General features: G+C 67.7%; 13 protein-coding genes and 1 tRNA gene. 12 read left to right on the top strand and 2 right to left on the bottom strand.

Features of this window, described 5'->3' with window-relative positions:
- Window positions 1-17 precede the first annotated feature (17 nt).
- From ilvC to ACLNGM_RS07945, 3 genes are all read left to right on the top strand, one after another.
- On the top strand, window positions 18-1037 hold the full coding sequence (gene ilvC, locus ACLNGM_RS07935; RefSeq protein WP_090962285.1) for a ketol-acid reductoisomerase: 1020 nt from the start codon (window positions 18-20) through the stop codon (window positions 1035-1037).
- A gap of 141 nt (window positions 1038-1178) precedes the next feature.
- Window positions 1179-1568 (top strand): PilZ domain-containing protein, encoded by a 390-nt coding sequence (locus ACLNGM_RS07940; protein WP_416357870.1) that lies wholly within the window; start codon window positions 1179-1181, stop codon window positions 1566-1568.
- Between the two features lie 97 nt (window positions 1569-1665).
- Window positions 1666-1741 (top strand) — tRNA-Lys (locus ACLNGM_RS07945).
- A 340-nt stretch (window positions 1742-2081) separates the two neighbouring features.
- Here ACLNGM_RS07945 and ACLNGM_RS07950 read toward each other — a convergent pair.
- Window positions 2082-3200 carry a hypothetical protein gene (locus ACLNGM_RS07950; protein WP_416357871.1) on the bottom strand — a complete coding sequence of 373 codons (1119 nt, stop codon included), beginning with the start codon at window positions 3198-3200 and terminating at the stop codon, window positions 2082-2084.
- 752 nt (window positions 3201-3952) lie between these two features.
- Here ACLNGM_RS07950 and ACLNGM_RS07955 point away from each other — a divergent pair.
- Window positions 3953-5887: a methyl-accepting chemotaxis protein gene (locus tag ACLNGM_RS07955; RefSeq protein ID WP_416357872.1), complete on the top strand. Its 1935-nt coding sequence runs from the start codon at window positions 3953-3955 to the stop codon at window positions 5885-5887.
- A 100-nt stretch (window positions 5888-5987) separates the two neighbouring features.
- The gene (locus ACLNGM_RS07960; protein ID WP_090962779.1) at window positions 5988-6176 is read left to right on the top strand and encodes a hypothetical protein; all 189 of its coding nucleotides are present in this window, start codon (window positions 5988-5990) and stop codon (window positions 6174-6176) included.
- Window positions 6177-6739: 563 nt separating this feature from the next.
- On the opposite strand, the gene ACLNGM_RS07965 is transcribed toward ACLNGM_RS07960, so the two are convergent.
- Window positions 6740-6883, bottom strand: a complete 144-nt coding sequence (locus ACLNGM_RS07965) for a DUF1127 domain-containing protein (RefSeq protein WP_090962781.1) — start codon at window positions 6881-6883, stop codon at window positions 6740-6742.
- A gap of 275 nt (window positions 6884-7158) precedes the next feature.
- Here ACLNGM_RS07965 and ACLNGM_RS07970 point away from each other — a divergent pair, with 275 nt between their 5' ends.
- The 7 genes from ACLNGM_RS07970 to otnC all read left to right on the top strand — a co-directional run bounded on the left by ACLNGM_RS07970 (window position 7159) and on the right by otnC (window position 13709).
- Window positions 7159-7923: an SDR family NAD(P)-dependent oxidoreductase gene (locus ACLNGM_RS07970; RefSeq protein WP_416357873.1), complete on the top strand. Its 765-nt coding sequence runs from the start codon at window positions 7159-7161 to the stop codon at window positions 7921-7923.
- Between the two features lie 102 nt (window positions 7924-8025).
- Window positions 8026-8604: a transglycosylase SLT domain-containing protein gene (locus ACLNGM_RS07975; protein ID WP_090962785.1), complete on the top strand. Its 579-nt coding sequence runs from the start codon at window positions 8026-8028 to the stop codon at window positions 8602-8604.
- A 139-nt stretch (window positions 8605-8743) separates the two neighbouring features.
- A complete protein-coding gene (locus tag ACLNGM_RS07980; RefSeq protein ID WP_416357874.1) occupies window positions 8744-9910 on the top strand; it encodes an acyl-CoA dehydrogenase family protein in 1167 nt (388 codons plus the stop codon).
- Window positions 9910-10746: an FAS1-like dehydratase domain-containing protein gene (locus ACLNGM_RS07985; protein ID WP_416357875.1), complete on the top strand. Its 837-nt coding sequence runs from the start codon at window positions 9910-9912 to the stop codon at window positions 10744-10746. Before ACLNGM_RS07980 ends, ACLNGM_RS07985 begins: the two co-directional genes overlap by 1 nt.
- A gap of 132 nt (window positions 10747-10878) precedes the next feature.
- Window positions 10879-11793, top strand: coding sequence for an L-threonate dehydrogenase (gene ltnD, locus ACLNGM_RS07990; RefSeq protein WP_416357876.1), 915 nt, complete (start codon window positions 10879-10881; stop codon window positions 11791-11793).
- Window positions 11794-13062 (top strand): 3-oxo-tetronate kinase, encoded by a 1269-nt coding sequence (gene otnK, locus ACLNGM_RS07995; protein WP_416357877.1) that lies wholly within the window; start codon window positions 11794-11796, stop codon window positions 13060-13062.
- Window positions 13059-13709 carry a 3-oxo-tetronate 4-phosphate decarboxylase gene (gene otnC, locus ACLNGM_RS08000; RefSeq protein ID WP_416357878.1) on the top strand — a complete coding sequence of 217 codons (651 nt, stop codon included), beginning with the start codon at window positions 13059-13061 and terminating at the stop codon, window positions 13707-13709. Before otnK ends, otnC begins: the two co-directional genes overlap by 4 nt.
- Window positions 13710-13726: the final 17 nt, after the last annotated feature.

Consider the following 13726-nt stretch of genomic DNA (forward strand, 5'->3'; position numbering starts at 1 on the left):
AGGAAGGAAACGCTCCGATGCGCGTCTACTACGATCGCGATGCCGATCTGAATCTCGTCAAGTCCAAGAACGTCGCGATCGTCGGCTACGGCAGCCAGGGCCGCGCCCATGCGCTGAACCTCAAGGACTCGGGCGCCGGCAACGTCGTGATTGCGCTGAAGGCCGGCTCGCCGACGATCAAGAAGGCCGAGGCCGACGGCTTCAAGGTGATGACTGTCGCCGAGGCTGCCAAGTGGGCCGACCTCCTGATGATGGCGACGCCGGACGAGCTCCAAGCCGACATCTACAAGGCCGACATCGAGGGCAACATCCGCGACGGCGCGGCGATCGCCTTCGCCCACGGCCTCAATGTCCACTTCGGCCTGATCGAGCCGAAGAAGTCCGTCGACGTCGTCATGATCGCGCCCAAGGGCCCTGGCCACACCGTGCGCGGCGAGTACCAGAAGGGCGGCGGCGTGCCCTGCCTCGTGGCGGTCCACCAGGACGCCTCCGGCAATGCGCTCGACCTCGCCCTGTCCTACGCCTGCGGCGTCGGCGGCGGCCGTTCGGGCATCATCGAGACGAACTTCAAGGAAGAGTGCGAGACCGATCTCTTCGGCGAGCAGGTCGTCCTCTGCGGCGGTCTCGTCGAGCTGATCCGCGCCGGCTTCGAGACCCTCGTCGAGGGCGGCTACGCCCCGGAGATGGCCTATTTCGAGTGCCTGCACGAGGTGAAGCTGATCGTCGACCTCATCTACGAGGGCGGCATCGCCAACATGAACTACTCGATCTCGAACACCGCCGAGTGGGGCGAGTACGTCACCGGCCCGCGCATCATCACCGACGAGACCAAGGCGGAGATGAAGCGCGTCCTGAAAGACATCCAGACCGGCAAGTTCACCTCCGACTGGATGCAGGAGTACCGCTCGGGCGCCTCGCGCTTCAAGGGCATCCGCCGCGTCAACGACAGCCACCAGATCGAGGAAGTCGGCGCCCGGCTTCGCGGTATGATGCCGTGGATCGCCAAGAACCAGCTGGTCGACAAGGCCCGCAACTGAGCCTTCCCGCTTCCGGGACCGGGGCCTCGTGCCCCGGTCCCGAACGGCCGGTCGTGGCGCCGCGGCGCAGGATTCAGCCGATGCTAACCTTTCGGAGCGATGGTTCGCCGATGCGAACGCCGAGAGGATCTCATGGTCGCCATGTCCCAAGCCGCCCAGAATGACGCCGAGCGCCGGATCGCGCCGCGCACCCGCATCCTGAAAAGCGGCAAGATCCTCTTCAACAACCGCTATTCGACCTTCGACTGCACGGTGCGCAACATCTCGGCCACCGGTGCGCTCCTGACGATCGACCCCGCCGTCCCGCTGCCCAAGGTCTTCGAGATCCGCATCGGCGAGGAGGAGGCCATCCGCCCCGCCAAGCTCGTCTATCGCCGCGACTCGCTCGCCGGCATTCACTTCATGGACGCCGCGGACGCCGAGGGGGAGGAGACCGCGGCGACCAGCCCATCTGCGGGCGAGGACCTGCGCATCCACCCGCGCCCCCTACCTTCCGCGATGGTCGCGAACCTGCCCTGGCTGCAGCCCTGAACCTTTCGAACGAAACCCCGAAGTTTCCTCTGGACATCACGGGGCGCTTCGCTTAGAAGCCCCCTCAGACGCGACGGGCCAGCGCCCACCGCGTTCCGGGTGATTAGCTCAGTTGGTAGAGCAGCTGACTCTTAATCAGCGGGTCGTAGGTTCGATCCCTACATCACCCACCATTTCCCCCTGCGAGTTGCGGCGAGTTTTAGGGTCCATACCTAATTGCGCGTCGCATTGGGCATCGGAGATGCGGTCTTGCCTGCCGCGCGGATCTCGGAAGACCCCAGCGTTACCCTGGTCCTTGAGCCTGTCAGCCTGTTTTCCGGAACGAGACCGTAGCTCTGCGGGGTCCGAGCCTGGATCGTTTCACGCTCCTTGCTTGTGATGGCGAACCGGTATTCCTCCGCATCCCGGCTCTGGCGAAACCGGACCCCTTCGTTTTTCCATCACCCCCAGCGTTTCGAACTACTCGCCCTCGATCGACGGCGACGGCACGATCTACCGATCGATTGTCACCACTCAAGCGGTGAGGATGACATCGCTCGGATCGAGGAAGCCGAGCATCCTGCCGATGAAGGCGATGTCCTCGGCAGCGCCGGCTCCGACACCGTCCGCATCGTAGGACAGGATGCCGGTCGCCTTGTTGTAGATCAGTTGCGCGACGCCGCCGAGGGCCTTGCCGGTTTGCGACAGGGCGTCGAGATCGAGAAGCCCGTCACGGTCCTTGTCCAGTCCTGCGAAGGTCGCCTGCGACAACTCGATCCTGTCATCGTCGTTGAAGTTCCAGATCGAGTCCCGGTTCGCGGCGCCCTTTTCGGCGAAGGAGAACGTATCGGCGCCGCCTTTCCCATAGAGGCTGTCGTTACCGCCGCCGCCCGCGATGGTGTTGCGGCCGCTGGACCCGGTGATCAGGTTGGCCGCGTCGTTCCCCGTTCCTTCCGTTCCATCGGCCCCAAGGCGCAGATTTTCGACCCCGTACTGATCGCGCAGGTCCACGGACACCCAGGCCCAGATCGTATCGCTTCCATCCGCCGGAACCGTCGCGATCGAGCCATCGAACAGAGCCACCCGATCGCCTGCATCGTCGAAGACGTATTGGTCGCTTCCCCTGGTCTTATAGAACAGGTCGGCGCCCGAACCGCCGTCAAGATGGTCGTTGCCGCGGTTCCCGATCAGGACGTCGGCCGCCGACGTTCCAAGGATCTCGATGCGCTCGATGTCGTCGCGAAGGAAGAACTGGCCGGCGCTGATGCCGTCGGCATGCAGCAGCGTGATGATGGTCGTGAAGCCGCCGCCGTTAATGTCCGTGAAATCGATCCCGGCGCTGCCGAGTTTCGACAGGTCCAGCTTCACGCTGTCCGATCCGCTTCCCCCGGAGACGTTGATGTCGACTTGGCCGAGATAGTCCCTGGCCGGCGCGAAGACGAGACTGTCGTTGCCCTCGTTGCCCTGAATGTCACTCGACGTCTCGAAAAGTCCGGGGACATCGACATTGGAGACCCGGATGCGGAACGCGTCGTCCCCGCCATAGCCGTAGTAGCCGTCGGATATCTCGAAGACGTCGCCGTCGGCGTTCGTCTCGAGCGTCAGAGGCCGCGTGTAAAATACGTCGGGACCGTTCGTACCGCTGAAATCCATGACCTAGGCTCCATCGTGCAGGGGGGGGCATGCCGGGCGGAGGATCGCAGCGTGGTCGCGAACCTGGCTGCGATGCCACACATCGCGAGTTGCAAGCCAGACCGTCGGAGTTGTGCGACCGGTGGGGCCAGCGATCCGCGAAACTCGGCGTTTCGGGAGATGCCGTGCGTGCCGGCATGCGCTTCTGGCCAAGCCCCGGCGCTTCCGGCACTGCCTTCGACGCGATAGCGGAAACCGGAGGTTTCGAAGGCAACGCCGACAAGACAAAAGGCGAGAATTTCCAGGGTTCCTCGATCGCGCGCGTCAAAATCACTCCAAACGCATCCCTCCAGCTTCAGAGCTCTACGCCATGGGACAGGAGGGTGTCGGCAAAGTTCCAGTGCAGAAACCCCCGTTGGGCCGCGAGACCCAAAGCGCTTCTGCGTGACGCCGGATTCACCTCAGTTCGAGGGTCGGCTCCTGCCCCATCGTCTGCAACGTCCATGCGCTTGGGGCGCCTTGGAGGCAGCCGACGAACGTGGATGCGGCGGGCGCGAAGAGTATGCCGACGGGACCTGGAGGAGGCCTGCGGAGGCCTGTCGGTCACGGCCTAAACTCGCCTGACATTTCATCCGCTGAGCTCCGAAGCGCGCAGCGGAAAAGTTTTTCAGGTTATGCCTTGAAATCCTGCAGGTTGTGTCCGGACGTTAGGGGTCTTTCAAGGGTCCTATAGAATTTTAGCACGGCTATCACCTCTTCGTTAGGTCTGCCTCATGCTGAACAATATGCGGATCTCCACCAAGATCGCTCTCATCGCGGTTCTCATCAGCCTCTCCGGCATCGCCTCGGCGATCTATGCGATCTCGTTCATCCGCGCGTCGGACGAGGGCTATTCGGAGATGATCGAGCGCCTCGACAAATCGGCGATCTACCTCGCGCGTCTCAACCGCACTGCCAACGCTGTCGGCTACGCCGCCTATCGTGCGATCGCCTACGACGGTGCTTCGGCGGAGGCGCAGTCCGCCGCGGCGCTGGCGAAGGACCAGTTCGATGCGATGAAGTCCTACTACGGCGAGGTCGCGTCGCGGCTGACGGACGAGGCCGATGCGCTCAAGGCTCTCGGCGCGAAGATGGATTTCATTGCCGAACGCACCAACGCGGCCATCGCGGCCGGTCTGCGGAACGACAACGACGCGGCGCTCGCCAGCATGCGGACGGTCGATCCCGCCGTCGTCGAACTCAGCAAGCAGACGTCGGCCCTCAACGAAAAGATCATCGCCCGCGTCACCGCCACGACGAACACGCTGTCGGATCAGGCGGCGGCGACGTCCTGGACGCTGTTGGCCGGCGCTGTAGCCAGTGCGGTTCTCGGGCTGGTGCTGGCGCTCTGGTTCTCCCGGAAAGCCATCACCGCTCCGATCGACGCGCTTCGCTCGCGCATGGTGGATCTCGCCGGCGGGCGGCTCGATGTCGAGGTGACGGGGCAGGATCGCCGCGACGAGATCGGCGGGATGGCGCGCACCGTGCAGGTGTTCAAGGACGCGGCGGTGCAGAACAAGCGCCTTGAAGCCGAGGCCGAAGCGGCCCGCACGGCCGAGCTGGCCCGGCTGGAACGCGAGGCGGCTGCCGAACGGATCAAGGCTCAGGAACTCGCCTCCTTCGTCGCCAGCATCGAGTCCGGCTTCACGCGTCTTGCGGATGGCGACCTCACCGCGCGCATGAACGAGGCGGTCGCCCCCGAATACGTCGCGACACGCGACCAGTTCAACACATCGGTCGGGAAGCTCGAGCACACGATCGGCGCCGTCGTCGGCTCGATCGGCTCGATCCGCACAGGGCTGACGGAGATCAACGTCGCCTCCAACGACCTGGCCCAGCGCACCGAGCAGCAGGCGGCGAGCCTGGAAGAAACCGTCGCGGCGCTCGGTGAGGTGACGCGTGCGGTGAACGAGACAGCCCAGAACGCCAGCCAGGCGCAGACCAGCGCGCAGAGCGCCCAGCGCAACGCGGAAAAGGGTGGCGAAATCGTCGGTCGTGCCATCGGCGCCATGCAGATGATCGAGCAGTCGTCCCAGAAGATCGGCAACATCATCTCGGTGATCGACGAGATCGCCTTCCAGACGAACCTCCTGGCGCTCAACGCGGGCGTCGAGGCCGCGCGTGCCGGCGAGGCGGGGCGGGGCTTTGCGGTGGTCGCGCAGGAGGTGCGCGGGCTCGCGCAGCGCTCGGCGGAGGCGGCCAAGGAGATCAAGGACCTCATTCAGGCGTCGGGCGAGCAGGTGGCCTCGGGTGTCGAGCTCGTCTCGGCCTCGGGCAAGAGCCTTGCCGAGATCATCTCCGAAGTCGGCGACGTCAGCCGCGTCGTCTCGGAGATCGCGCGCCGGGCGCAGGAGCAGGCGGTGTCCTTGCGCGAGGTGTCGACGGCGGCCGACCAGATGGACAAGGTCACGCAGCAGAACGCGGCGATGGTCGAGCAGGCGACGGCGGCGGCGCAGACGCTCGCCAACGAGACCGACGAGCTTGCGCGCCTGATTGCCGAGTTCAGGACGGCGGCGACCGCCAACCATGCCCGCCAGAGCGAGCGCGCCGCCCAGCGGACCGCGAACGTCGCCAAGCGCGCCGCGCCTCGCCCGGTGGTGCAGATGAAGCCGGTCGCGCAAGGTAACGCTGCCTTGACCGCTTTGGAGGACAATTGGGAAGAGTTCTGAGCGGCGTCCTTCCGTGGGAGGACCGGCGGCGGTGCCCGCCGGTCCAGAAGGCAGGCATGTGTCTTCGGTCCGCGACCGATGGGGTGGGGCAGGGAGTGAAATGGTGAAGGATCGTCGCTTCAGGAGCGTCACCCTGGCCCGGGTCGAGCGGGTGGAGCCGCACGAGGACGGGACGATCGCCGTGTTCGGCATGACGGGGTCGGGCGATGCTGTCGCCCTGACCGTTCAACCCGCTGCGATCCGCGACCTCCTGATCGGTCTTCAGTCGGCGGCGCTGCCGGTCGACTGACATACCGAGCCGAGGGTTCGCTCGGCCTTCCTCGATGATCGAGTCATCACGATGGTGAACTGTCGCCCGGGACGCCAGATCTGGCGCCCCGGGTGAACGCGTCAGCCGGCACCCATTTATTCGTCAGTCGCGCTGGTCCGCTTCGACGAGGCTGCTCGCGTCGGTACGAGTTCGGACCGACAAGACCTGACATGCCAGCCTGCGTCCCCGGATAGGCCGATGGACGGAAACTCGAAGCCTCGTCGGTTTCCATGACGCCGTCCGCCGGTGCGGCGGGCGAAGCTGGATCCGTTTCCGCCGGGCGTTCATGGCCCGAGCTTCGATCCCGCCGACGAAGGCCCCAATGGTCCTTGCGACAAGCGTCTATGCCGCCCGCGAGTTTCGAAGCTGCGATCCCTCGGCCGCCACCGTCTCGCATCGCACCGCCTGCCCCGAACGCAAAACGCCCTGCCGGGGGAGGACCGGCAGGGCGTCATGGGTAAAGCCAGCGTGGGAGGAACGCGGGCTTCGATCCGCTTCGGCCGTTGGGAGGAGAGTGGCCGACGCGAAACCTTCAAAAACCGTTAGCGGCTGGCCTGACGGGCCACGGCCGGGATGTCGGAGCGCGAGATGCCGAGGTCGGCGAGCTCGCGGTTGGACAGCCTATTCAACTCGTTGGCGGTTTCGCGAGCCTTGCGGAAGGAGCGGAGGGCATTGGCGAAGCGCATGGGATGGTCCCTTTCTGTGCGGCCTCTCGTCGATGGTGGCCGCGTCTCTCGTTTCTTTCGACACCCGAAACATAGTCGCGCGGCACTGCGGAAAGGAGCGCAAAGTCCGCAGAACAGCCATGCAGGCGCTCGCTATCTCGCCGGTGCAAGGCAGCCTTGCGCCCGGCGCGGGGTTTGGCCGCAGATGCAACCCTTGTTTGCTTCAAAGGCTTCTACTTCGCATCTCGTGAGGCGGCGACGGGCCGCCTCCGGCAATCGAAAAGCACCGCATCGACATGGCACGCTTCACGGACAAGGTCGTCATCATCACAGGCGCCGCATCGGGCATCGGGGAGGGCGCCGCCCGGCGCTTCGCGGCGGAAGGGGCGACGCTCGTCCTCAACGACCGCGACGCGGAGGGGCTGTCGAAAGTCGCAGCGAGCCTTTCGAACGCGCGCGTCGAGACGCTGGCCGGCGACGTGTCGCAGATGGCCGACTGCGAAGCGCTGGTGGCGCACGCGACCAAGGCTTTCGGCCGCATCGACGTCCTCGTCAACAACGCCGGCGTCGACCATCTCGGCAAGCTCGACGAGGGCGACTTCTCCGCCTTCACGACGGTGATCGAGAGCGATCTCTACGGCGTCGTCCAGATGAGCCGCGCGGCGATCGCCGCCTTGCGCGCCTCGCGCGGGGCGATCGTCAACGTCTCATCGGTCTCGGGCCTCGGTGGCGACTGGAACCACAGCTTCTACTGCGCGGCCAAGGGCGCAGTGACGAACTTCACCCGCGCGCTCAGCCTGGACGAGGCGAAGAACGGCGTGCGCGTCAATGCGGTCAACCCGTCGCTCACCTATACCGGCCTCACCGCCGGCATGCAGGACCAGCCCGACCTCATCGCCGAGTTCGAGGCGCGGATCCCGATGGGCCGCGGCGCGCAGCCGGACGACATTACCGGGGCCATCGCCTTCCTCGCCAGCGAGGACGCCCACTACATCACGGGCGTCAACCTGCCGGTGGACGGCGGCCTGTCGGCCTCGAACGGCCAGCCGCCGCTGCGCTGAGCTTGCGACCGCTCCGATTGTGGATCGCCGGGTAAGGGCCGGTCAGGGATAACGCTCCATTAAGTCGGGCGTCCTAGCGTCCCCCGCGAAAGGGGGACGCCCATGCGTTTCATAGCGATCCCGAGCCTTCTGGCCGTCTTGGCGCTCGCCGGCTGCGCCTCGGCCCCGAAGAGCACCGGCAACGCCTGCGCCATCTTCAGCCAGCGCGACGGGCTCCTGTCGGACTGGCGGGCCGATGCCCGGCGCGCATCCGCCGAGTTCGGCGTTCCGGTCCACGTGCTGATGGCGACGATCCAGGCGGAATCCAACTTCGAGGCGCGCGCCCGACCGCCGCGCCGCTGGATCCTCGGCTTCATACCGGGCAAGCGTATCTCGACCGCCTACGGCTATGCGCAGGTGCTCGATGGCACCTGGGACGACTACCAGCGCCGCACCGGGCGCCATGCCGACCGGCGCAACGACTTTGCCGACGCGGTGCGCTTCATCGGCTGGTACCATGCCGACAGCGCGCGCCGGCTCGGCATCGACAAGAGCGACGCCTACCGCCTCTACCTCGCCTACCATTCCGGACATGCGGGCTACGAGCGCGGCGTCTGGCGCAGCCGCCCGGAGGCGCTGCGCGGCGCCAAGCGGGCGCAGGACATGGCCCGCCGCTACGCCGCCCAGCTCGCGCGCTGCTGACGCGTCCGTTCCGGCAATCGGCTGGGGAGCCGGTGCTTGGCGGCCATAGCTTCGACCTATGGCGGCCAGCCGCGATCCGTCTTTGCCAAACCAGGCGTCGGGCCCGACATAAGGGGGCGACCTCTCTGTTGGAGCGCCCATGGACACCCTGTCGACCCCCGACGCGCACGGCGACATCCGCGAGGCCGTGCGCGCGCTCTGCGCCGGGTTCCCGCCCGAGTACCATCGCGAGGTGGACGAGGCGCGCGCCTATCCGGAAGCCTTCGTCGAGGCGCTGACGAAGGCCGGCTGGTTGGCCGCGCTGATCCCGGAGGAGTATGGAGGCTCCGGCCTCGGGCTGACGGAAGCCTCCGTCATCATGGAGGAGATCAACCGATCGGGCGGCAATTCGGGCGCCTGCCACGGCCAGATGTACAACATGACGACGCTGGTGCGGCACGGGTCGGACTGGCAGCGCCGCACCTTCCTGCCGAAGATCGCGAGCGGCGAGCTGCGGCTCCAGTCGATGGGCGTCACCGAGCCGACCGCCGGAACCGACACGACGAAGATCAAGACGACCGCCGTTCGCCGGGGCGATCGCTGGGTGATCAACGGCCAGAAGGTCTGGATCAGCCGCGTGCAGCATTCCGACCTCATGATCCTCCTCGCGCGCACCACGCCGATGGATCAGGTCGCGAAGAAGTCGGACGGCCTGTCGATCTTTCTCGTCGATCTGCGCGAGGCGATGGGGCGAGGGCTCGCCGTCCAGCCGATCCGCAACATGGTCAACCACGAGACCAACGAGCTCTTCTTCGACGATCTCGAGATCCCCGCCGAGAACCTTATCGGCGAGGAGGGCCAGGGCTTCCGCTACATCCTGACCGGGCTCAATGCCGAGCGCGCGCTGATCGCCGCCGAGTGCATCGGCGACGGCTACTGGTTCGTCGACAAGGTCACGGCCTATGCCAGGGAGCGCGTCGTCTTCGGCCGCCCGATCGGGCAGAATCAGGGTGTCCAGTTCCCGATCGCCGAAAGCTTCATCGAGCTGAAGGCGGCCGACCTCATGCGCTTCGAGGCGTGCCGGCTGTACGACGCCGGCCGGCCGTGCGGGGCCGAGGCCAACATGGCGAAGTACCTCGCGGCCAAGGCGAGCTGGGAGGCGGCCAATGCGTGCATCCAGTTCCATGGCGGCTTCGGCTTCGCGGCGGAATACGATGTCGAGCGCAAGTTCCGCGAGACGCGGCTCTATCAGGTCGCCCCGATCTCGACCAACCTCATCCTGTCCTATGTCGCCGAGCACATGCTCGGCCTGCCGCGGTCGTTCTGATGCCCGAAAACCTCGATCATCTGCGGGACTGGACCGGGCGGGAGGAGCGGCGCGAGGACTGGCTGACGCCCGATCTCGCGGCGAAGTTCCACGCGACGCTGGCGCTGCCGGGTGCACCCCCTGCCGAGGGAGAGCCCGCCCCGCCGATGATCCATCTGTGCCTCGCGCAGCCGGCCCTTCCGTCCGATGCTCTGGGTCGCGACGGACACCCGCAGCTCGGAACCTTCCTGCCGCCGGTGCCGCTGCCGCGCCGGATGTGGGCCGGGGGAGACCTGCGCTTCCATGCGCCGCTGCTGGTCGGCGAGCGCGTGACGCGCGTCTCGCGCATCGCCGGCGTCACCCCGAAGATCGGCCGCACCGGGCCGCTCTGCTTCATCGACGTCGAGCACGAGATCCGGGTCGGGGACGACAGCCGCGTCGCCGAGACGCAGACGCTCGTCTATCGCGGCGACGACGCCCCCGCGCCGCCGGCCGCCGAACCGGCGCCGGAGGGCGAGACGGTCCGCGACGTCGAGACCACGCCGACGCTCCTCTTCCGCTACTCCGCGCTCACCTTCAACGGGCACCGCATCCATTACGATCGGCGCTACGCCCGCGAGGTCGAGCACTATCCGGGTCTCGTGGTTCACGGTCCGATGCAGGCGACGCTTCTCTGCCTCCTCGCCGCCGAGATCGCCGGCCAGACGCCCCGGCGCTTCCGCTTCCGCAGCCTGTCGACGATCTTCGACGGCGACGGGCTGCGCCTTTATGCGCGGCGCACGGCAGCCGGTGTTTCGCTCTGGACCTCGCGCCCCGGCGGGCCGCTCGCGATGTCGGCTGAGGCCGAGTTCGCCTGACGGACCTTTGAGAGGTCCGGAAACCGGACCACTCGCCAGACCCCTATCGATCGGCCTATGCTCGCGCGGCAATGTGTCGGCCGATTCGCATCGCTGACACCATGCTTCTCAAGGGGAGGGAGGCCTCAAGGGATGACCACGCAACCGATCCGCGCCGGCGTCGTCGGCCTCGGCTCCATGGGGCTCGGCATCGCCGCGTCGCTCGTGCGCGCCGGTATCGAGACCTGGGGCTTCGATCCCAATCCCGCCGCGGGCGCGGCCTTCGCCGACAAGGGCGGCCATGTCGCCGCGTCCCCAGCCGAGGTCGGCGCGAAGGCGGACGTCCTCTTCTGCGTCGTCGTCAACGCGGCGCAGGCGGAGGCCGCACTTCTCGGAGACGCCGGCGCGGTGGGCGCCATGGCGCCCGGCTCGGTCGTCGTCCAGTGTGCGACCTGTGCTCCCGACGCCGTGCGTGCGCTGGCCCGGCCGATCCTCGACGCCGGGCTCCTCTTCATCGACGGACCGATCTCGGGCGGCGCCGCCAAGGCCGCGACGGGCGAGATCACGGTCATGGCGTCCGGCGACCCGGCCGCCTTCGCAAAGGCCCGGCCCGCCTTCGACGCCGTGGCGGCCCGGGTGTTCGATCTCGGCCTCGAGATCGGCGCGGGCTCCCAGGTCAAGCTCGTGAATCAGCTTCTGGCGGGCGTCCACATCGCGGCCGCTGCCGAGGCGATGGCCTACGGCATCTCGGGGGGCTGCGACCCGAAGGCGCTGTTCGAGGTGATCACGGCCAGCGCCGGCAATTCCTGGATGTTCGAGAACCGGGTGCCCCACATCCTCGACGACGACTATGTTCCGCGCTCGGCGGTCGACATCTTCGTCAAGGACCTCGGGCTCGTCCACGGCAGCGCCCACGCGCGCAAGTTCCCGCTGCCCCTGACGGCGCAGGCGCTGCAGATGTTCACGCAGGCCTCCGCCATGGGCCTCGGGCGCGAGGACGACGCGGCCGTGGTGAAGATCTTCCCCGGCGTCGCGCTGCCGTCGCGCGACGGCAAGGACGAGGCCTGAATGGCGTCCCCGCTTCTCGGCTGCATCGCCGACGACTTTACCGGCGCGACCGACCTCGCCAGCCAGCTCGTCTCCGCCGGCATGCGCGTCGTGCAGACGATCGGCGTACCGGACGCGCCGCTCGACACCGTATGCGACGCCGTGGTCGTCTCGCTGAAGTCGCGCACGAACGCGCCGACGCAGGCCGTCCAGCAGTCGCTGGAGGCGCTGGCTTGGCTGCGCGGGGAGGGCGCCCGGCGCTTCTTCTTCAAGTACTGCTCGACCTTCGATTCGACGCCGGCGGGCAATATCGGGCCGGTGACCGACGCGCTCCTCGACGCGCTCGGGCAGGACTTCACGCTCGCCGTGCCCTCGCTGCCGGCCAACCGCCGCACCGTCTACAACGGCTATCTCTTCGCAGGCGACGTGCTCCTCAACGAAAGCGGCATGCAGGACCACCCGCTCACCCCGATGCGCGACGCCTTCCTGCCACGCGTCCTCGCCCCGCAGACGCGGCACAAGGTCGGCCTCGTCAGCCATCATGCGCTGGCCGGGGGCGCGGCGGGCGTGCGTGCGCGGATCGCGGAACTGCGCCGCGAGGGCGTCGGCATCGCCGTCTGCGACACGCTGGACCACGACGATCTCGTCTCGATCGCCGAGGGCTCGAGCGACCTTCCGCTGGTCACCGGCGGCTCCGGCCTCGGCCTCACGATCCCGGCGACCTTTCCGGGCTTTTTGCCAAGGGGCGACGCCGCCCGGCTCGATCCCGTCGGCGGCCGGGCGCTGGTCGTCTCCGGCAGCTGCTCGCGCGCGACGCTGGCGCAGGTCGAGCACGCCAAGGCGCACATGCCTGCGATCGCGGTCGACGTCGACGCGCTGTTTTCGGACGCGCAAGGCCACATCGAGGCGCTGGTGGCGTTCGCGGCCGACCGGCAGGGCGATGGGCCGGTGCTGATCCACGCCAGCATTCCGCCTGAGCGCCTGCGCGCGGTGCAGGAACGGTACGGCGTGGCGCAGTCGGGCGAGCGCGTGGAGCATGCGCTCGCAACCGTTGCCCGCCGGCTGGTCGAGGTGGGCGGCGTGCGCCGGATCCTCGTGGCCGGCGGCGAGACGTCCGGCGCGGTGGTGAGCGCGCTCGGCGTGACGAACCTTCGCATCGGTCCGACGATCGATCCCGGCGTACCCTGGACGCAGAGCGTCGGCACCGCCGAACCGCTCGCGCTGGCGTTGAAGTCCGGCAATTTCGGCGGGCCCGACATCATGACGCGCGCCTTCGAGCGCCTCGCATGACGATGTCGCCCGCCGAAACCTCGCTGCGCGAGGAGATGGCGCGGATCGGTGCGGAGTTCCGCGCACTCGGCCTTGCACCCGGCACATCCGGCAATCTCAGCGCGCGCCTCGACGACGGCTGGCTGATGACGCCGACCAACGTCGCGCTCGGCGACCTCGTGCCGGAGCGCATCTCCAAGCTCGACTGGGACGGCAACCATCTGGCCGGCGACAAGCCGACCAAGGAAGCCGTCCTCCACCGCGCGTTCTACGAGAACCGGCCGGGCACCGGCGCCGTGGTTCATCTCCATGCGCCCCACGCCGTCGCCCTGTCCTGCCTCGACGGGCTGGACGCGGAGAGCTGCATTCCGCCGATCACCCCCTACTTCGTGATGCGCGTCGGGCGGCTGCCGCTCCTGCCTTACTTTCGGCCGGGAGATCCGGCGATGGGCGAGGCGGTGGCGCGGATGGCGGATACGCGCTCCAGCGTGCTTCTCGCCAATCACGGTCCGGTCGTGTCCGGCCCGACGCTGGCCACTGCCAAGGCCGCGATGGAGGAACTCGAGGAGACCGCGCGCCTCGCGCTTCTCCTCCACGGACGGCCGGTGCGCGTTCTCGGCGAGGACGAGATCCAGCCGCTGCGCGAGACGTTCGGCGCCATCTGGTAGCGATCGGAGGACACCAC

The organism is Aureimonas phyllosphaerae (genome assembly GCF_047943035.1).
GTDB classification, from domain to species: Bacteria; Pseudomonadota; Alphaproteobacteria; order Rhizobiales; family Rhizobiaceae; genus Aureimonas; species Aureimonas phyllosphaerae.